Source organism: Halomonas sp. A3H3 (assembly GCF_000982975.1).
GTDB lineage: Bacteria > Pseudomonadota > Gammaproteobacteria > Pseudomonadales > Halomonadaceae > Vreelandella > Vreelandella titanicae.
The window spans coordinates 1,277,240-1,296,988 of record NZ_HG423343.1; the positions used below are offsets into that span (position 1 = coordinate 1,277,240).

Sequence of the window (19,749 nt, forward strand, 5' to 3'; positions counted from 1 at the left end):
TGCCCTGTGATTGGCCCGAAGGTCACTTCCTTTCAAGGAATTCCTCCTACTTCTGTGCCAAATATAAATTCCCTCATGTGTTCTTAAGTGACACTGCCTCCACGAATGCAACCTATAAAAAACCCTTTTTAATGATGATTTTAGAACATTATATGCAATTTAGGACATATAATATGTCCCTATTTCATCAGTCTCATAACCGTCATCGGTTCAAATCCGGTCCCCGCTACCAATATTTTGAGAGGCAGATCAGTTACTTACTGATCTGCCTTTTTTATGTTTGTTTGTTGGCTAACTTCCTGTGACACATCTGTGACGTATATGTGACACATTGGCTTTTTTCTTTTCCCCAGCAATTTTTTCCTACGACCTTCAGGCAACAAGCTGCCTCATCTCTTTGCGCTTCTTATCTCTCCCTGTCGTCATCAAATTCGAGCAAATCCCCTACCCCGCAGTTGAATAACTTGCATAGCTTATCCAACGCGTCTAACTCAATGCGCTGAGCTGTTTCTTTGTAAAGCAGCGTGATGGTATTGCGGTTCAAACCCGTTTCACGCGCCACATCAACGATTTTCATTTTGTGCTCACCCATCAAGCGCGCAAGATGACAACGAACCATCAAAAACCTCCTTAAAACATTTTTTGTCATCCAGAATGGCAAAAAAAGGTTGCAAATGGCTTTTTGCTGTCTAAAATGTCATTCAGGATGACATTCTGATATTTGGAATGCCTTTTAGTCACGCAGAATACCACCCCTCATGGAGGTTTTCGATGGAAGCATCATATACCTACCTAACGACCGAAGAGCTTGCTCAGCGCATTAAGTACGACTGCCGCACCATCCGCCAGCAATTAAAAGATAGCGTTCTTATTGAGGGCACCCACTACATCAAACCATTTGGCCGCCGCAAAATTTTGTTCCTTTGGGAAGCCGTTGAAAAAGAAATGCTGAAGGCGACCCATAAAAACCTATCCATTCCGATGGCCAACGGAGGCTTTAGTCATGGGTAAAGTCCGCCAACGTAAAGAGACGGGTAAGCTCTACCTAGACTTTTTTTATCAAGGCTTGCGGCTACGTGAACAAACCGCGCTGAAAGACACGCCTGCCAACCGAAAAAAAGTAGAGCAACTGCTTGCAAAGGTAGAAGCCAAAATCCTGCTAGATGACTTCGATTACGCCGAATTTTTTCCTGGCAGCAAAAACTTAAAAAAACTAGCGCCTACGCAGGCTACTCTCAACTCTACAGTGGCTATGCAAACCACTGAGAGCATATCGCAGCAGGTAGAAACACCACTCTTTAACGACTTTGCTGAGCAGTGGTTTGAGGAGAGCAAGATCCAGTGGCGTGCTTCCCACGTGCGCAATGTGCGCTCGATCTTGGATAGCTCGCTGAAGCCCGCATTCGGTAAAAAGCCCATTGGTGATATCACCAAGGCCGACATCCTGGCGTTTCGCGCCAAGCTCGCTAAGCGCAAGGGCCGCGGTGCCACGGGGCTCGTATCGCCAAAGACCATTAACAGCCATATGACCATTCTTCGCATGGTGCTGGATGAAGCTGCCGAGCGATTCGATTTCGAGACGCCCTACAAAAATATCAAACCCTTAAAGCTACAGAAGACGCACATAGAGCCCTTCTCGCTCCATGAAGTCCACCGCATCATTGATAACGTGCGCCCCGACTATCGTAACTACTACACGGTGCGCTTTTTTACCGGTATGCGTACCGGTGAGATAGATGGATTGAAGTGGAAAAATGTCGATTTCGCTAAACGAGAAATCTTGGTGCGCGAGACATTGATAAATGGCGAAACGGAATACACCAAGACCGATGGCTCCCAGCGTGAAATCCCCATGTTTGGGCAGGTATATGACGCCTTAAAAACGCAGTACGCCGCGACTGGGCGTATGAGCCAGTACGTGTTCTGCAATCAACTGGGACAGCCGCTTGATCACAACAACGTGACGAAACGCGTGTGGTATCCCCTACTACGGTCACTGGGGCTTACCAAACGCCGCCCGTACCAAACACGCCATACCGCTGCGACGCTGTTTCTAGCCTCGGGTGAGAACCCAGAGTGGGTAGCGCGCATGTTAGGCCACAGTTCAACCGAGATGCTGTTTAAGGTCTATTCGCGCTATGTGCCTAATGCCACGCGTATGGACGGCTCAGCCTTCGAGCGTTTATTAGGCAATACCACATCCACCAAGCCCGAGAAGGAGCACCGCCATGAAACTGCCTAATCAACAAGCTCCAGCACACCTGTCTCGCACTTTTACGGGCACTTATCGCCTTACGGGTCGCGTGGTGGAGTTCGACAATGCAAAAACGCCTTTTCTAAAACTTCGGCTAAGCGACTGCGAAGGTGATCGTATCGCAATGCTGAATTTGGCCAAGACACACGTACCTGAGCGCATTGGCCATTTGGATTTTGTTACTGCATCAGGAGTAAAGTGCTTATCAGGCCAATTCCTGCTTGATGAGTTCCGCAAGGCGACCCGTGAGGAAGTCCACTCACTGGACACGCTACAATCGTTACCACGCGTGTACTCCCCTGCACCAGCGGTGTTCGATCAATTAGTGAAGACCGTACAGTCTCTGCAATCGGAGCACTTACGCAGTTTTTTAACACGGGTATTGGAACGTAAGGATCGTATCGAGGCGTTTCTGAATGCACCCGCCAGCGTGACCTACCACCACGCCTATGCAGGTGGGCTGCTAGAGCATTCGCTGAACGTCGCGAATAATGCTGTTGCCATGCTGCGCTTAAATGAGCCAGCTATGCCGCGCCTGATGCAGGAAACGTGCTTTGTAGCGGGGCTGTTGCACGATATTGGTAAGACGTATACCTATGACTCGAAAGGCAAGCCTAACGCGGCGTGGAAGCTCTGTAGCCACGATGCGTTTACGCTAGAAGCGTGTGCCTATGGCCTTACCTACTTAGACCAACATGAACCTGATATTGCGATGACCTTACGCCATATCTGGACATGCGCCTCCCCGGGTGCGCGTTATGGCCAGCCAGCCGCCATGACACTGGCTCGCTACATTCGTGATGCAGATGGGCAGAGTGCAATGACAGATAACCAGCAGCGTGCGTTTCGTAGCAAAAGCCAGTGGGGCTTTAGCCGGATTGGGCAAAACGTTTTTTGGCGGCCTCAGCTAGCGCACTCATTGACACCATAACATCGAAGCATCACAAGCATTTCAAGAGCCGTCATAATAAGCTTGTGATGGCTTTTCATCATAAGGAGTAAAGGTTATGACTACCCCAAGCGAGCGCACTCGCGCCATTATTCAAACCCATGAATTTCTGACCGAACTTAGCCGAAGTCACCACCTAGCTGAAGACATCCGCACGGAAGCCAAGAGGCTATTGCGGCATTACCCATCAAAGCGAGAAATGTTAGAAGCTGCCCATGTCGAGCAGCATTTAGCGGAGGGAACCGTTTTTCAGCCAATGTTCACTACAGCGCTGTAGCTTTAACAGCTGGGCTAAACCACTCGCTCATCTGCCCATAGCCATAGCCATACACAAACGCCAGCTTACGTGCGTGCGTTAAGCTGACTACACCAAAGCCTGCACTTCGTTCTCTCGCTGACGGCGGGTAACGGCATCTGCAGCAGCGCTCACTACAACATCGAGCGGAAACCGTCATCGATTAACAGAGGCGATGAATACTGCATCAAACTCAAGGCCTTTTACTCGGTGCATCGTGGCAAGGTTAAGCGCACCATCTGGCGTGCGCGTGATGCGGCCATCCAGCAAATCGCAAAGTTGCTGGCGAACTTCCAGTGCATGCTTTATCTCGTTTACTCCTTTACAGGTACGCGCAATAACACAACAGGCTTGAGGCACCAACGCGTTGATGATGACCGTACTATCTCTGAAGCCAGGTTTTTTTCAGAGCTTCCTTATCAAAATTAACTGTAATTATTTTCTAACAGTCACCCAAAAACCCATCATCTACCATCCAGTCAGGCTCGGGAATCACGGCCGATTGCTCCATTTGCTTTACTAGCGTGCGCGCGCCAGAGGCAGGCACTAGTGCTAGCTGCAACAGTTGTTGCTTAGCCGTAGCAATATGCTGGTTGTTTGGAAACCCCGGCATACGCCACCGAAACCATTCATCGGACTGGCGAGATAACGTCATCAGCAGCGCCCGAGCAGGACCTAAGTTGTAGGCGAGCTGATGGGCTAACAGCGCCGGTAGTGATGTCCATGGAGCAAGATTAGCGATAGCATTTAATAAGGCTGTCGTTTGCATGGGCGTTAAGTCTCGCGCACGTAGCAACCGTGGCAAATAGCGTGCAACGCCTGCCTGGCCATTCGGTAGTGACAATCGTGGCCACTCCCCCTGGCCATACAGCGCGACGAGTACATCCGTTGCTAACTCACTCAAGGTGGGTAAACCTTGCTCCACAGTTGCCACACGTAGAAGATGCACTAAACCGTCACGTTTTTGTGCTTCTTTTAATAGGGTTGTGCGATACGCCCGTGCATCAGAACAGTGAGGCATACACAACGCCCAAAGGTGTAAATCCGCACTAAAGCCCTCTTCAACACGATCCACGGGCAGCTGCCAAGCCCAACGCTTATCAGCACGTTGGTAGTCTTGGTGGGTTAATGATAGGCGTTTGCGCTTGCGTCCACCCAAGCGCTGCCAGCCACTTAAAGCGCGTCGGCACTGCCAGAGCGCGTTGAGTGCTATGCCTTGTTTGGCCAAACGTACCAGCGTACTTAATGTGTAAAACACGCCATGAGGAGTGTGGCGTTGCGCAAGCACGTTTAACACACCTTCTAGTAATCCATGCTCTCCCGCCTCTATTCGGGTCAAGCACTGCGCCAGCGTCGACTCATCAATAAAAAAGCGCGCCTGGTTCAACAGTGAGTGCGGAACACTGCCGTAACAGTCTACGGGCACACCATCGGGCAGCGATACGGTGGTTAAGGCGCGGCAATGATGTAACGCGACATGTTTTGCCCAGCTAAGCGTGAGGGTTGTTAAGTGTGGCATATGCAGTTGCACATGATCCCAGGCGTCGGCGAAGGTTAGTGCTTTTACGCTCCCTCGTAACGTGAGATGTTTGCGAGCTGTATGGCGTAAGGATGAAGAAGGCCGAGCATCCGGCGTCTCACGTAATTGATTATGCGCTCCTTTTACGGTCGCTAAGGCTTTTATCCCTGCCACCTCATAGGAACCGCTAGATTGAATGGTCAGCGTGTTAAGAACGGATGCTTTCTCTATACTCACCTTAGTGGGGCCATCAATGACGCACTGTTCGACATGAGACGCATCGGGCAACATCCATGTGCCCTCGCCTGAGAGCCGTAAGCTTGCAGGCAAAAGACGTGGGTTGAGCACAACAGACAACTGATTGGGATTAACCGTTAATTCATCGTCCTCCCCCTTCTTCCCTGTCGAAGGGCAAAGATCGTCACTGTGTGCATCATGACCCAAAAGACGTACGCCCTCGTAGGCTGCCTTGTGAGACACCAAACGTAGCGTACCTGCTTGCCAATCCGCATCTAACTCAGTGACGTTTCCATGAATGAATAATGAGCGTGGCACATCCATACAGAACAGATGGATAACGGCACCTTGGGAGAGCTCAGGCAAATAGATCATGCGCAAGTTAGGCAGTCGGTCTAGCTGTAAGTGCAGGTACGCATGCTCGCCACAGCCGCGAAAGTCCAACACTTCCAGCACCGGATCATCGTGGATATCCAAGGCACGCAGATGCATCTCTTTAACGACTAGCCAAGTACCTTGATGCGCGTTACCACATTCACCTACCAAAGCACCGCCACCATTATCGTCCAGCAATAATGTATCCATGCCCACTCCTCTTTGTTGCATAAGAAGCAGCATACGGCACGGGTGCGACGCTCTGTGTCGCATTATTCAGACATACTGATACTCTCAATACACTTAGTTTGGCGCTACACTGGCGTTTAAATCTTTCTTAACAAGGAAGTTCTTATGGCTGCCTACTCTGCTCCTAATGCCCATGAAAAACGAACCCAAGGCCTTATTGTCCTTCAGGGCAACCGCATGGAAGATCTGCGTGATGTCACGATGGCGTGGCTAGCCCACCGCCCCCTGCATCCGCTGGAGAAAACCACGTTTCTCGTACAAAGCAACGGCATTGCCCAATGGCTGAAGATTTCTATGGCCGAGACGCAGGGTGGAGTAGGCAGAGGCATCAGCCTTGGCGCAGATGTCATGCTGCCAGCGCGCTTCCAGTGGCAGGCTTACCGCCAAGTGATTGACGCCGCGACGGGTGACAACAGCGTGCCCAAAAGCTCGCCCTTTGATAAGGGCCAGCTACGTTGGCAGATCCTCACTATATTGCCCGACGTTTTAAAGGATCCCCGCTTTGAGCCACTGGCTCGCTATCTTGAGGAGGATCCGGATACACGCAAGCGGTATCAGTTAGCCGAACGCATTGCCGATCTGTTCGATCAGTATCAGGTCTATCGCGCAGACTGGCTAACGGCCTGGGAGCAAGGCGATGACATCCTCACGCAGGGTTTTTTAGATAGCGCAGCACGCCAACAGCCGTTAGACGATGAGCACTTATGGCAACCTACGCTATGGCGCTTACTGGGTGACACGATTGCTGAGCGCTTGGGGGAGGAGGCTCGCCATAGTCACCGCGGCGCGATACATCAGCGCTTTAAAACGGCGGCTAACGAACTCTCTCAACGACCAGAAGGCCTCTCCCCCAGAATCGTGGTGTTTGGCATTTCATCCCTGCCCCTTCAGATGATCGAAGTGCTTGCCGCGCTTTCGCCGCTATCAGAAGTGATTTTATGTTTGCTCAATCCTTGCCAGCACTATTGGGGCGATATTATTGAGACGCGAGATGCACTGCGGCGCCATCATCGACAACGTCGTAAACAAGGCATGCCTGCCGATTTACATGCGACACCGGAAGCGTTGCATCTACATGCGCACCCACTGCTGGCCGCCTGGGGAAAGCAGGGACGTGATTATCTACACCTGCTCAGCGAATACGACGCGACTGAGCAGTATCAAGACGCCTTTACGGCGCTCCAACAGCCCGTTGACTGCTTTGTCACACCGGATACGCGTTATTTATTGGGCCAGTTACAGGATGACCTTTTAGATTTACGGCCGGCGGCTGAAAGCCAGGGCCGCTGGCCAGCGCTGAGCGCCACGGATCGTTCAATCACCTTTACGGTCTGTCATGGGCCGCAGCGCGAACTGGAAGTGCTCCACGACCAGCTGTTAGCGGCCTTTGGGGAGGATGCCTCGCTACAGCCACGCGATATTATCGTCATGGTGCCGAACATCAACGACTATGCCCCGTACATTGAAGCCGTATTCGGCCAGTTTTCGCCCCATGAACGCCGCTACCTGCCCTATCATCTTGCCGACCAACAGCGCCGCCACCGCGAGCCTCTCCTAGTCGCGCTCGAAACGTTATTAACGCTACCACAGCGGCGCTTTCGCACCAGCGAAGTGTTGGAGCTCCTTGATATCCCACCATTACGGCATGCCTTTGGGCTTGAAGAGAGCGACCTCCCCACCCTTCAGCGCTGGGTTCGTGACACCAATATCCGCTGGGGACTCAATGCTCAGCAACGCGCTTCACTCGATCTGCCGGAGCATGACGAGTTACATACGTGGCGCTTTGGTCTTGAGCGCATGCTCATGGGGTATGCCATTGGAGCCCCTGCTGAGACCGGCGATGACTGGGAAGGCATTGTGCCGTTTGATGAAGTGGCCGGCCTAGATGCACGCATTGCCGGCTCACTTTACCGGCTCATTTCCGCCCTTGAGGACTATCGAGAGCGCTTGGATACCTCACAGTCAGCGGACGGCTGGTCAGCGGTATTAGGCAAACTGATCGTTACCTTCTTAGCGCCTACTTCTCCACGCGAAGAACAGCTGTTAGGGCACGTGCAAACCACGTTAGACGCGTGGCAGCAAGAGATTCACGATGCTCAAATGGATCTGCCTATTAACTTGGCGGTAGTACGCGAGAGCTGGCTGTCGCGTATCGATGAACCTCAGTTGGCACAGAACTTTATCGTGGGGCGCGTCACCTTTGCGACACTGATGCCGATGCGCGCGATCCCCTTCCGCCACGTGTACATGCTGGGTATGCAGGAAGGCGCCTACCCTCGTAAAAGCCAAGCTCCCGACTTTGATCTCATGGCCATTCGCGGACACTACCGCCCGGGTGATCGCTCACGACGTGACGACGATCGATATCTGTTCCTCGAAGCCTTGTTGTCAGCACGCGAGCGTCTAGTGATTAGTTGGTGTGGTTTTAGCGCACAAGATAACCAAGAACAGCCGCCTAGCGTGCTAGTGGGGCAACTGCGTGATCATATTGCCGCTGGTTGGCGGCTAGCAGCGCAGGACACGCCAGCGCGTTTATCCGCCGATGAGCGCGAAAAACAGCGGCGTAGCCTGCTGGCCACCTTAACCGTAGAGCATCCACTTCAACCCTTTGGTCATGCGTATTTTGATAAAACCTCGCCACTGTTTACGTATGCCCGCGAGTGGCAAGGCGTCCGCTCAACAACCTCTGGGCCCTCATTGTTGCAAGTCTCTGCCTCGCTACCGTTATGGCAACCAGAAAGCACGGTGACGCTGAGTGCCCTGGCCAGCTTTATGCGCGATCCCGTGAGTGCACTGTTTCAGCAGCGGCTAGCAACGTCCATGCGTGACGATCACACGACGAGTGAAGACGACGAACCGTTTGACTTTGACTCTCTTGAAAAGTGGCAACAGCGCGACGCCATATTGCAGTATCTAGGCCAGCGCCTCACCAGCGATCGAAATGCCGACATTGATCTTCTTTTTCAAGAAACAGTCGACACACGCCAGCGCGCAGGCCACTACCCGCCTTCACCGGTAGGCCCCCTCGTGCAACATACATTGTTAGAGCATTTGCCTGACACCCTCTCCGCCTACCAGACACTGCTGCGTCGCTATCCTGACGCCGCCCACCCGGTGGTCTCGGTGTCTCACGCTGCAGAGATCACACCTAACACGCTAGCGCCTTTTCAACACACTCAACCAGTGCATATCACCCTAAGCGATACGCTGGATAATGTGTTCTGTAGCGAGACGGAAACAGCACGGATCGTATTACTTTCCAGCCATCTGCACCAAGGTAACAGCTGGCATTGGAACCAGATCATGCGCCACTGGCCAGCACATCTAGCGCTACAGCTCACCCACCCAGAATCATCAACGCACCTGGTATCACCAAGCGGTACCTTGGCCATACCCGGCTTTCCCAAAGCCCAGGCGGCAGAGTGGTTGGATAGGCTAATTCGTCAATGGTTTAGCGCCATGCAGGCGCCATTACCCACGCATTCTTCACTGGCATTTACGCTATTTGAATACGCACCTGATGGCGTTGACCCACTCGATATAGAGGCGTTATGCCAAAACGAAAAGCTAGTGGAGGAATGGGAAAAGGCTTTCGACAAGCTCTCGCAGCGAAGTCCTATGACAGTGCGTGAGTTACCTACCCTGGAAGATTTTTTATCTAACGACCAGTTTTTGACTACTTGCCAGGATGTTTACCGTGACCTCTACGACTGGGTAGCCGAGCTAACAGCCACTGAGCATCCAACCGCTGAGCACCCAGATACTGAACAGGAGGCACGCTAATGACCACGCTCCCTTCCACTGAGTCGTCTTCTACCCCATTAGCCCTGGGCCTTCCCCTGCGTGGTAGCCAACTCATTGAAGCCAGTGCCGGTACGGGTAAGACCTTTACGATTGCGCTCTTGTACGTGCGCTTGGTACTCGGCCACGGACAGCCCGATGATGACAGCCATTCCTTCACTAATGGCTTCACGATGCCGCTGGTGCCGCCGGATATTTTGGTCGTCACCTTTACAGAAGCCGCTAGCCAAGAGCTGAAAGACCGCATCCGTGCCCGCTTGGTGCAAGCCGCAGAGGCGTTTAGGGCAACAGAGGGTGACGATGGCTTGCATCAAAGCGACCCCCTGCTGGCGCAGCTGCGCGACGATTATCCTCGCGCCCATTGGCCGCTCTGCGCCCGCAGGTTAGAAGTGGCCGCCGAGTGGATGGATGACGCCGCTATTTCTACCATCCACAGCTGGGCGCAGCGGATGCTCAAGGAGCATGCCTTCGATAGCGGGAAACTGTTTCATCAAGAGATAGTGAAAGACCTCACCTCCTTAACGCAGGAGGCCGTATTTGATTATTGGCGGACACGCATTTACCCCATGGACGCTCCTATGGCAGGAGTGATGATGGAGTTATTCGCATCGCCAATAGCGCTACATGGCGCTTTACGCACTTTATTACAGCGTCATGATGTTCAACTCTGCTTTGCAGGCGCGCCGTTACCCAAAAAAGACCTGCAGGCACAGCTACGGGGGCTGCTTCCCGCTCGTGAAGCGCTAAATGAGGCTGAAGACAAGGCACGGCAGGCTTATTGCCAGGATGCAGAAGCGATACACCAAGCGCTGCATGGCCTTCGCAGCAAGCTCAATGGCAATAAGTTTCGGGGCAAAAACGATGACACAACGTTTGCCAGCTGGTTAGCAGAGCTCAACGACTGGGGGCGGGGAAAGCGTTGCCTGGCTGCGTGTAAGTTTGTTCCTAAACTCGCCACCAGCCAGCTGTTAGTGAATAAAGGCACCACGCTACCCACCTTTGAGATTCATGAGGCGTTAGAGGCATGGCATGAGCTGTCCACCAGTCTTCACACTCAAGCCAAAGAACTGAAGCCGCTGGTACTGGCCGACGCACGCGAGTGGGTCTCCAACCGAGTAAACAAGCAGCTATCACAACGTGCTGAGATGGGGTTTGACGGTATGATCCAGGGCCTTGCTGATGCCCTAAGCGGCAAAGGCGGCGATGCACTGGCACACAGGCTACGCACGCAGTTTCCCGTGGCGATGATCGATGAGTTCCAAGATACCGATCCTGCGCAATACCGTATTTTTGATGCGATCTATCAGGTGCAAGAGAGCGACCCCTCGTCGGCACTGATCCTGATTGGCGATCCCAAACAAGCCATTTACGGCTTTCGCGGTGGCGATATCTATACGTACTTAAAGGCGCGTGCTGCCACATCTCCACGTCATCACACCCTGGCAACGAACTTCCGTTCAAGCGCGAACGTAGTGGCCTCGGTAAATCAACTTTTCCGGCATGCCGAAAATGCGTTTACTCGAAAAGCCTTCAGGTTTGCCAACGAAACAACCCAAGAAAACCCCATGCCGTTTACACCGGCAGGCGCGAATGGCCGAAAAGAAGCGCTAGTGCTGAATAGCAAGCCGACAGCGGCGCTAACAGCGTGGTGGGTGGGTGAAGATGACGAACCGGTGAATAAGAAGCGCTACCTTGCGCAGGCCGCACGCCACTGCGCGAATCAAATCGCCAGCTGGCTTAACGGCGCTGCCTCAAACGCCTCAGGCTTTGAAAACACTACCGGCCAAGCGTTTCGACCACTTCAGGCGAGCGACATTGCTATTTTGGTGCGCGACCGCACAGAGGCAGCTGCTATCCGTTCGGCATTGAGCGAACGTCAGTTAGCCAGCGTGTATCTATCTGACCGCGACAGCGTATTTGCTACCCCAGAAGCGAAAGATTGCTGGCGCTGGCTTAAGGCTATTGCCCATCCTGAAGAGGTCTCGACACTACGCGCAGCACTTGCCACGCCCACGCTGGGGATGAGCCTTGCTCAACTGGATGAACTTCACCATAACGAGCTCGCTTGGGAGGCAACGCAAGAACGTTTTGCTGAGTATCGCGCACGCTGGCATCGCCAGGGCGTACTGCCTGCTTTACGTCAGCTGATGCACGATTATCGTGTGCCAGAGCAGCTGCTCGCTAAACCCCAAGGGGAGCGCTGCTTAACTAACCTGTTGCACCTTGCGGAATGGGCCCAACAGGCGAGCGATACCTTAGACGGTGACCATGCGCTGATTCGCGTTCTCGGTGAACATATTCAAGACCCAAAACGCGATGAGCAAATCCTGCGCCTAGAAAGCGATGCCGACCTGATCCAGGTGGTGACCATCTTCAAATCGAAAGGACTGGAGTACCCGATTGTCGCCCTGCCCTTTATCGCGACGTTTAAAGAAATTAACGGGAAATGGGGCACACCTCTGTTCCACGATGAAGGCGGCAACGCGTTTTTAGAGCTAGCCAATAGTAAAGATGAGGCGAAAGAGGGCTTTGAAGCGGCTAATGATGAGCGGCTTTCTGAAGATATGCGCCTGCTGTATGTCGCGCTAACCCGCGCGCGCCACGCGACGTTTATCGGGTTAGCCCCCCTGAAACATGGTAGTAGCAAAAAAGCTCAAATCGATAAATCCGGTATTGGCTACTTATTAGGTGGTGGGAAGGTATTGCCCGACCTGGGGTCGATTAAAAACGCGTGGCAGGTACACTCAGAAGCCTGCGCTCATATTACCTCCCATCCCGCCACGAGCGAGGAGGTTAGCTACCAAGTACAGGCGACCAACCCTGAGTTAAAGACCGCACGAACACCGAGCCACCCAGCGTTCACCCCATGGTGGATTGCCAGCTACTCGGCTCTGCAGCAAAAAGGTGTGAATGCCCCTGAAACGCCTCAGGCAGAAATTGAAACGGAAGAGCACCAGCCGATACGCACCGCCCTTATCCATGGCACGCCTGAAGTGGGCTCGCTGCATGCGTTTCCTAAAGGCCCTAACCCCGGCACCTTTTTGCACGGCGTATTAGAAACGCTGGCGAACGAAGGTTTTGATAACGCTAGCCGTGACCCAGAGCTTACTCAGCGTATGCTGCAGCGCTGCGCTCAACGAGGTTGGGAAGCACATGCACCTGCCTTAAAAGCCGGTATCACGGCTTGGTTACATACCCCACTAGCACCGGAAAACGAGGAAGGTCCGTTGTTGGCATCGCTCACCCATTACCGCGCTGAACCTGATTTTTGGTTTGCGACGGTCAATGCCAAGACCCCGGTACTCGATAAGCTAGTGAAGGAGACGCTGTTTCCAGGAGAGCCACGGCCAGCGCTGGGCTTTCAACAGCTCAACGGTTTGATGAAAGGTTTTATCGACCTACTCGCAGAGCACAACGGCCAGTATTACGTGATTGATTGGAAGTCGAACTGGCTGGGGCCTTCTGATGCGGCTTACACCGAGGATGCACTTACTCGGGCAACCTTGGATAAGCGCTACGACATGCAGCTGTGTATTTACTTGCTGGCACTGCATCGCCATCTGCGCCAAACCCTACCCGACTACGACTATGACCACCATATTGGCGGTGCCATGCTGGTCTTTCTGCGGGGCATACAAGCGCCTAGCCGTGGCGTTCTGCGTTTTAAGCCACCCCTTGCGTTTATCGAGCGCTTGGATGACCTGATGGCTGGAGAAAATCACAAGGAGGTGACGGTATGAATACCCTGCACTTATCGGATAACGAGACCTTACTGACCACACTTTTCGACTGGGCACGCGCGGGGTGGATTCGCGACCTGGACGCAGCGTTCGCTGACCAGCTAGCACGGCTTGCACCAGAGGCCGATGGCCCCTGCTTGCTAGCGGCGGCGATGGTCAGCCATTTAGCCGGGCAAGGGCATCTCTTGCTCGATCTTAAGACATTAACCACACAGCCCCGCTCGCTGATCGCTGTACAAGCTCAGGAGGCCATGCCCGAGCTGCCCACACCCGACTCCTTCATTGCCCAATATGCAGACACCGGCTGGGAAGAAGCATTACGGGCTTGGTCGGCTGTGGGCACAGGCACTAACGGCAATGAACCTCTTGTGCTGGTCGGCTCCACGCTCTATCTGCGCCGCTATTGGCAGCACGAGCAGCGCATCACCGCGGCAGTGAACGCGCGCCTTGAACACGTGACCGATTGGCCCAGCGATCAGGCTGCCGGCCTGCTGAGCCGTCTGTTTCCGCCTCATGCGGACGATGTACGGTGGCAAAAAATGGCGTGTGCGATTGGCGCACGCGCCCCCTTTGCGGTGATTACCGGTGGCCCTGGCACAGGAAAAACCACCACGGTCATTCGCCTGCTGGCGCTTCTGCAAGGTCTAACGCGTCTCGCTAATCAGCCCGCGCTGACGATTGCGCTGGCGGCACCGACGGGTAAGGCAGCTGCTCGGCTCAACGAATCGATTGCCCAACAGGTGGCTGCGCTGAACGATATTGAGCTCCCTGACGGCACACAGCAGTCCGTGCCCACGGAGGTGAAAACACTGCACCGCTTACTAGGTGCCCGCCCAGATACGCGCCACTATGCCTATCATGCTCACCGCCCGCTGCCTTATGACATGGTGGTGGTGGACGAAGCCTCTATGGTGGATATCGAGATGATGGCAGCACTACTGGACGCGCTGCCCTCTCACGCTCGACTGGTGTTAATTGGCGATAAAGATCAGCTGGCTTCAGTCGAAGCCGGAGCCGTATTAGGCAGTTTGTGCCAACGCGCTGATGAGGGGCATTACAGCGACCCTACCGCTCAATGGATCACAGCCACCACGGGATACACACTCGACGCTTCCCTGACGAACCCTTCAGGCCAGGCGCTGGATCAGGCGGTCGCCAAGCTGCGCCATAGCTTTCGCTTTGATAGCCAAAGTGGCATCGGGCACCTCGCCGACGCCATCAACGCAGGCAATGCCAAGCAGGCGCACTCCGTACTGGCAGACACCCGCTATCAAGATCTTGCCCACCTATCGCTGTCAGCAACCGCGCCTTACCACAAGCTAACGACATTAGCCGTCGCAGGACGAAAAAATAATCCTCACGCACGCGGTCTTAGCCACTACTTGCACTGTATTCAGCAAACAGGCAACCGTCCTGACCTAGAGGACGACAAAGCCATCTGGGACGACTGGGCAGCCACTATTCTCAAGGCCCACAGCACGTTCCAGCTATTAACACCGCTGCGCCAGGGGCCGTGGGGAGTAGAAACGCTCAATGAGCGTATTGAGCAGGCACTGATACGTGAAGGATGGATTGATGCCTCAGCGGCTGAAAGCCACTGGTATGAAGGCCGCCCCGTGTTAGTCACCGGTAACGACTACGGCTTAAAACTGATGAATGGGGATATCGGCATTACCCTGAATGCACCGCGTCACTTTAAGACCAGTACTAAAACAGTACCCAAAGAGGAGAACGGGTTAACGCTGCGTGTGGCGTTCCCCGATGGCCAAGGCGGTATTCGCTGGGTGCTGCCTAGCCGTTTGCAGCGCATTGAAACGGTCTACGCTATGACCGTTCACAAGTCGCAGGGCTCGGAGTTTAGCCATACCGCGCTGGTGATGCCTGATTCACTCTCGCCGATACTCACCCGAGAATTGATTTATACCGCCGTGACGCGGGCTAAGCATACGTTTACGTTACTCGACACCCACAGTGAGGTACTAACACGCGCGATTGAACGCCGCATAGAGCGCTACAGCCGCCTATTTGCCGTCTCAGACCAATAACTCTCACAACGAATCATTCCCACAACGCTTGAGTTGGCACTGGCTAACAAAGAGCGTTCGCTAACGAAGGGCATCCGTTTCTCCTGCGACATGGAAAGTCGCACCTAAGGGTTATGCTACTGACATAAGCAGCAAAGGAGACGGCCATGCAGTGGGATACGATCTTAAATCTTCATACCAACTCAGGTGATGACGAGACACACAACCCAGAAGAGCGTCTTATGGCGCAGCTTATTGCTGTGCGCGTGGTTCTGTTTCAAGGTAAAAACTGCTCGCTGGACGATGACGATTGGGAAAGCCTGTTTGGCTGGCTCGGCCTCAAAGTACCGGCCGCTGCAAAGGGTAGCCATCGCTACCAAGATTACAGCGCCTCTCTAAAGCGCTGGTGGAAACGCACTAGCGGCACCATCAACCCATCCACTCATCTGAACAACCCACTAGTGATCCTGTGTGAACAAATCGCGAGCTTGCTACAGCTCTCTGAGCTTGAAACGCATTTGCTTACGCTGAGCTGGCTACGGCTGCGCTATCCACAAATGAACCCTACGCTTACCTGCATTGAAGACACCCATGCTAAGAAGCTATTAGCACAGCTGACCGGCCATGGCAGCGATGACGTGCACCTGTGCTTACAAGAACAAAGCCGCCTAAAAATGTTCGGGCTGCTGAATACGACCCACACTCACCGCCTACTAGACTTAGACGACACCTTATCGCCAGGCCCAATGCTGCGGAGCTTAGCACCACTAGTGAACCACGATGTTACAACCCTGGCCTCCAGCACGTTACGCAGCTTAATCACTGAGCGCCTGATGAGCCTTTGCCCTATCCAGCCTGCTGGCGCGTATTCATTCGCCAGTTTTGGTGCTGTGCCCCTGCGCCAGCTGGCATTAGATTACCTGCGTAACGCGATCGACACCCAACAAACCGGTGCTAACGTACTAATTTACGGCGCGCCGGGCGTGGGAAAAACGGAGTTTGTAAAATCGCTCGCCACGCTGCTCAAGGTTCCGCTATACGGCGTGCCAGTGGCAGAAAAAGATAACGATGTGCTTACTCCCAGCAAACGCCTAGGCCGCTACCAAGTCGTGCAAGCGCTGATTGGGAAGCGCACTGGGCTTGTGATGTTCGATGAGATTGAAGACGTCATCAACGACGAAGAAGCACTCCCCAAAGGCTGGATGAACCAGCTGCTGGAGAACAACCCGACCCCTGGCCTGTGGGTAAGTAACAGCGTGCATTGGCTCGACCCCGCTTACCTGCGCCGCTTCGACCTAATTATCGAAGTGAAGGCCAATCGCAACGAAGAGATGAATTTTCATTACCAGCAGTTAATTAAAACACTGCCCGTCACTCCCATAGGTCGGCAGCGTTTAGCAGAACAGCCGTGGATGACCCCGGCTGCGGCTAAACAGTTGTGCCGAATAGGCACGCTGTTTAACCCACGCACTCCACAGCGTAATGAACAGCATATTGAGACACTCATGGCACAACGCCTGCAGGCGCTAGGTAAAGCAGCCGCGCCCATAACGACCAGTGCTAACACTTCCACCGGCCCTGCCATGCCTGCTTACCGCATGGAGTGGCTCAATACTCGCCCGGGGCTTGAGAATATCGTTAATCGCCTAACGCGCCGCCAGCGTGGCCGTTTATGCCTGCACGGCCTGCCGGGCAGCGGTAAAACAGCCTTAGCAAAACATTTAGCTAAACGCCTGAGCCGCGAGCTGATTACCGCGCACGCCAGCAGCTTATTGGATAAATACGTTGGCGGGACGGAAGAAAAGCTCGCCGAGCTGTTTGCCAAAGCGCGGCAAACAGGCGCCGTGCTGCTATTGGACGAAGTAGACACCCTGCTGATGCAGCGCGATAACAGCATGAAAAGCTGGGAGATTTCCCACACAAACGAGCTATTGGTACAAATTGAGAACTTCGACGGCATACTACTCGCCACCACCAACCGCGTGGACAGCCTAGACCGCGCGGTAATGCGCCGCTTTGATCTCAAGGTGGAGTTTTTGCCGCTAGCCCCGGAGCCACTGCGCGAACTGTTAAAAGCGGTACTGCCTGAACGCGACCACATGCGTTTGGCCAGCATTCCCACTAATCACCTAGCCCAACGCCGCTTAACCCCCGGCAACGTGCGTACCGCGCTAGATCAGCTGGATTTACGCGGGCTGCCTATTCGCCTGAACACGCTGTTAGATGCGCTGACGCTGGAAGAGCGCGAACAGCACGGCGAGCGCCAGCCGATGGGGTTTGTGTAGCACAGCCTTATGCACTGGTGTCAACATATGGGAACAGAGATGCAACACCTACAACGCGACATACAACGCTGCCCACGCGTTGCCGTATACGGCACACTCAAGCAAGGGTGCCACAACCATTATTGGCTTGAAGGAGCTGAGCGAATAGGCCTTGACCATCTAACCACCCTCACTCTCTATGACCTTGGCCCTTACCCTGGGGCCAAAGCGGAGGCTTCAACAGGCTCAGTCGTTGAGGTATACACCATTAACGCAGAACAATTAGCCTTGCTAGACCAGCTTGAAGGCTACTTCGCGCATGCCCCACGCCAAGGGTTATATAACCGCGCCATTTTTTCTACTCAACACGGCGAGGCATGGTGTTACCTCTACAACGCCGAGACTAAGCACGAAGCACGTATCGAAAACGGGGAATGGTAAAAATGCGTTTACGACCCATGCTCGGACGCGCAACCGTATAGCTACGCCAAAAGGGCTGGATTCGCCAACGTGGCGACCGCTATAACAGCTTTGCGGAGTTAAAAAGCGAGCAACCCCACGGGGCATTTTCGATTGAGATTGCAGATAGAGGCTCACCAATTACCATCATGGCTATTCATGGCGGCAAAATAGAGCCGGGTACATCATCACTTGCTAAGCGAATCGCAGGCGATACGTTTAACTATTACAGTTTTAGCGGACACAAGAGGCGCCACAACTGGGATTTACACATCACCAGCACGGCGTTTGACGAGCCCGCCGCCCTGGCGCTCGCAAGCCGCTCGGCTGTAGTGGTCACAATTCACGGTTGCATGGGCCGTGACGCCATTGCCTACACCGGAGGCGACAACGTTGAACTCCGGCAACTGCTTGAAGCTGAATTGAATCGCGCCGGTATAAAAAGCCAACCGCATCCTGTTGTTCATGGCCGTGGAAACCACAATATTTGTAACCAGAGCCAGCAAGGTGGCCTTCAACTGGAGCTGACTCCGCGGCTTCGCCTCTGTCCTTTTGCCTGGCGAAAACGGCGCGTCTTCATTGATCGTGTGCGGAGAGTGCTGGGCCGACAGTGGTAATCTTGACGTTTAGTAAAATAGCGCCTCAGTGAGTCGACCCGATGCACCTGAGCTCATAGAATAGCTACAGCACTTTGGATCATAGGATAGGAACAGGAGGGTAAGCAGCGGTATCCTCTCCACCTTAACTAATGGGATGGAGCCAGACCGATCACCTGCTGCGACACACTGAAGAGTGAAAGGGCTACATACTGCCCTACCTATGGCTGAGGAGCACACCCAATGACTATTTCTCAAGTCGGTGTTGATATTGCCAAGTCTGTCTTTTATGCCCACGTTGTCGACCCGCAGTGACGCAGCAAGTACACCCATGACAAATGGTTGGACGCAGTCGCCAACCGTGCTTCCCTCTATTAGCCCAGTTGTCCGGTTGGCATATTGCCTAAACCTAATCCAAAGGGAGCGGCATAACGCCCTTGTGCCTCGTTATTCTACAGAGCCTAAAGCAGCCGTCCTAAAAAAGTTATTGTCATCCTAAAATCATAGTGTGGCATCGGTCGCTACGGAAGAAGGCATAGTACACCAATGTTCTGATCAGGCAGTATGTTCCAAAAGGGGCAGACTTTCGGAAGGTGACTAATGCAGAGCTACGAAGCGTCGTCAACAAACTGAACGATAGGCCAACAAAGAGGCTGGGATACCGAACCCCAGCCCATGTGTTCTTAAGATAATATTCAGGAACAATAGAAACTTAGCCCGGATTTCTCACAGGGTATAAAAGAAAGCGGCTGAAAGTGTTAACGTTTCAGGGCCTTACACCAAAAACCAACACCAACAGCCGCTTCCAAAATGGTACCTGAAAAGCTGACCTTCTCGCCACTCTCTCGCCGCCAAATTGAAGCCGACTTCTCCGGGGGCCACATTACGTCGGACGCCGGATTACTCCTGCTTCGTGAAGTCGATAAACAGCATCGCCTAACACGCCGCTTGGCCGCCGTGCTTCATGATCCCCGCTCACCGGAACAG

The 19,749-nt window shown here is 53.6% G+C and carries 14 protein-coding genes and 1 pseudogene; 12 read left to right on the forward strand and 3 right to left on the reverse strand.

Features of this window, described 5'->3' with window-relative positions; translation table 11 throughout:
* Nucleotides 1-406: 406 nt before the first annotated feature.
* Nucleotides 407-649 carry a helix-turn-helix domain-containing protein gene (locus HALA3H3_RS05555; RefSeq protein ID WP_430622271.1) on the reverse strand — a complete coding sequence of 81 codons (243 nt, stop codon included), beginning with the start codon at nucleotides 647-649 and terminating at the stop codon, nucleotides 407-409.
* A gap of 122 nt (nucleotides 650-771) precedes the next feature.
* Between HALA3H3_RS05555 and HALA3H3_RS05560 the strand changes: the two genes are divergently transcribed.
* From HALA3H3_RS05560 to HALA3H3_RS05575, 4 genes are all read left to right on the forward strand, one after another.
* Complete coding sequence (locus HALA3H3_RS05560) at nucleotides 772-1,011, forward strand: hypothetical protein (RefSeq protein ID WP_009098524.1); 240 nt, start codon at nucleotides 772-774, stop codon at nucleotides 1,009-1,011.
* Nucleotides 1,004-2,242 (forward strand): site-specific integrase, encoded by a 1,239-nt coding sequence (locus HALA3H3_RS05565; RefSeq protein WP_022520328.1) that lies wholly within the window; start codon nucleotides 1,004-1,006, stop codon nucleotides 2,240-2,242. Before HALA3H3_RS05560 ends, HALA3H3_RS05565 begins: the two co-directional genes overlap by 8 nt.
* Complete coding sequence (locus HALA3H3_RS05570) at nucleotides 2,229-3,185, forward strand: HD domain-containing protein (RefSeq protein ID WP_022520329.1); 957 nt, start codon at nucleotides 2,229-2,231, stop codon at nucleotides 3,183-3,185. The genes HALA3H3_RS05565 and HALA3H3_RS05570 overlap by 14 nt, the downstream gene beginning before the upstream one ends.
* A 76-nt stretch (nucleotides 3,186-3,261) precedes the next feature.
* Entirely contained in the window at nucleotides 3,262-3,480 is a 219-nt protein-coding gene (locus HALA3H3_RS05575) for a BPSL0761 family protein (RefSeq protein WP_022520330.1), read from the forward strand.
* 174 nt (nucleotides 3,481-3,654) lie between these two features.
* Here the strand turns inward: HALA3H3_RS05575 and HALA3H3_RS27810 are convergent, their stop codons facing one another.
* Both HALA3H3_RS27810 and HALA3H3_RS05585 read right to left on the reverse strand, forming a co-directional pair.
* A complete protein-coding gene (locus tag HALA3H3_RS27810; protein WP_144410431.1) occupies nucleotides 3,655-3,858 on the reverse strand; it encodes a 3'-5' exonuclease in 204 nt (67 codons plus the stop codon).
* A gap of 82 nt (nucleotides 3,859-3,940) precedes the next feature.
* Nucleotides 3,941-5,839, reverse strand: a complete 1,899-nt coding sequence (locus tag HALA3H3_RS05585; RefSeq protein WP_022520332.1) for a hypothetical protein — start codon at nucleotides 5,837-5,839, stop codon at nucleotides 3,941-3,943.
* A gap of 144 nt (nucleotides 5,840-5,983) precedes the next feature.
* Between HALA3H3_RS05585 and recC the strand changes: the two genes are divergently transcribed.
* The 8 genes and pseudogenes from recC to HALA3H3_RS25985 all read left to right on the forward strand — a co-directional run.
* Nucleotides 5,984-9,661: an exodeoxyribonuclease V subunit gamma gene (gene recC / locus HALA3H3_RS05590; protein WP_022520333.1), complete on the forward strand. Its 3,678-nt coding sequence runs from the start codon at nucleotides 5,984-5,986 to the stop codon at nucleotides 9,659-9,661.
* On the forward strand, nucleotides 9,661-13,419 hold the full coding sequence (gene recB / locus HALA3H3_RS05595; RefSeq protein ID WP_022520334.1) for an exodeoxyribonuclease V subunit beta: 3,759 nt from the start codon (nucleotides 9,661-9,663) through the stop codon (nucleotides 13,417-13,419). The genes recC and recB overlap by 1 nt, the downstream gene beginning before the upstream one ends.
* Nucleotides 13,416-15,464: an exodeoxyribonuclease V subunit alpha gene (gene recD, locus HALA3H3_RS05600; protein WP_022520335.1), complete on the forward strand. Its 2,049-nt coding sequence runs from the start codon at nucleotides 13,416-13,418 to the stop codon at nucleotides 15,462-15,464. The genes recB and recD overlap by 4 nt, the downstream gene beginning before the upstream one ends.
* A 146-nt stretch (nucleotides 15,465-15,610) precedes the next feature.
* On the forward strand, nucleotides 15,611-17,728 hold the full coding sequence (locus HALA3H3_RS05605; RefSeq protein WP_022520336.1) for an AAA family ATPase: 2,118 nt from the start codon (nucleotides 15,611-15,613) through the stop codon (nucleotides 17,726-17,728).
* Between the two features lie 39 nt (nucleotides 17,729-17,767).
* The gene (locus HALA3H3_RS05610) at nucleotides 17,768-18,148 is read left to right on the forward strand and encodes a gamma-glutamylcyclotransferase family protein (RefSeq protein ID WP_022520337.1); all 381 of its coding nucleotides are present in this window, start codon (nucleotides 17,768-17,770) and stop codon (nucleotides 18,146-18,148) included.
* Nucleotides 18,149-18,285: 137 nt separating this feature from the next.
* Nucleotides 18,286-18,783 carry a poly-gamma-glutamate hydrolase family protein gene (locus HALA3H3_RS27815; RefSeq protein ID WP_350340062.1) on the forward strand — a complete coding sequence of 166 codons (498 nt, stop codon included), beginning with the start codon at nucleotides 18,286-18,288 and terminating at the stop codon, nucleotides 18,781-18,783.
* A gap of 521 nt (nucleotides 18,784-19,304) precedes the next feature.
* Nucleotides 19,305-19,454, forward strand: a pseudogene (locus HALA3H3_RS27285) (IS30 family transposase); the annotation flags it as partial.
* A gap of 118 nt (nucleotides 19,455-19,572) precedes the next feature.
* A partial coding sequence (locus HALA3H3_RS25985; protein WP_199105137.1) for a transposase occupies nucleotides 19,573-19,749 on the forward strand: 177 nt, incomplete at its 3' end.

Bases quoted from the DNA above. Each gene is read 5' to 3' on its own strand.
- HALA3H3_RS05560 (WP_009098524.1), top strand. From the start codon at position 772: ATGGAAGCATCATATACCTACCTAACGACCGAAGAGCTTGCTCAGCGC.
- HALA3H3_RS05565 (WP_022520328.1), top strand. From the start codon at position 1,004: ATGGGTAAAGTCCGCCAACGTAAAGAGACGGGTAAGCTCTACCTAGAC.
- HALA3H3_RS05605 (WP_022520336.1), top strand. From the start codon at position 15,611: ATGCAGTGGGATACGATCTTAAATCTTCATACCAACTCAGGTGATGAC.
- HALA3H3_RS05570 (WP_022520329.1), top strand. From the start codon at position 2,229: ATGAAACTGCCTAATCAACAAGCTCCAGCACACCTGTCTCGCACTTTT.
- HALA3H3_RS05575 (WP_022520330.1), top strand. From the start codon at position 3,262: ATGACTACCCCAAGCGAGCGCACTCGCGCCATTATTCAAACCCATGAA.
- recD (WP_022520335.1), top strand. From the start codon at position 13,416: ATGAATACCCTGCACTTATCGGATAACGAGACCTTACTGACCACACTT.
- recB (WP_022520334.1), top strand. From the start codon at position 9,661: ATGACCACGCTCCCTTCCACTGAGTCGTCTTCTACCCCATTAGCCCTG.
- HALA3H3_RS05585 (WP_022520332.1), bottom strand. From the start codon at position 5,839: ATGGATACATTATTGCTGGACGATAATGGTGGCGGTGCTTTGGTAGGT.
- HALA3H3_RS05555 (WP_430622271.1), bottom strand. From the start codon at position 649: ATGACAAAAAATGTTTTAAGGAGGTTTTTGATGGTTCGTTGTCATCTT.
- recC (WP_022520333.1), top strand. From the start codon at position 5,984: ATGGCTGCCTACTCTGCTCCTAATGCCCATGAAAAACGAACCCAAGGC.
- HALA3H3_RS05610 (WP_022520337.1), top strand. From the start codon at position 17,768: ATGCAACACCTACAACGCGACATACAACGCTGCCCACGCGTTGCCGTA.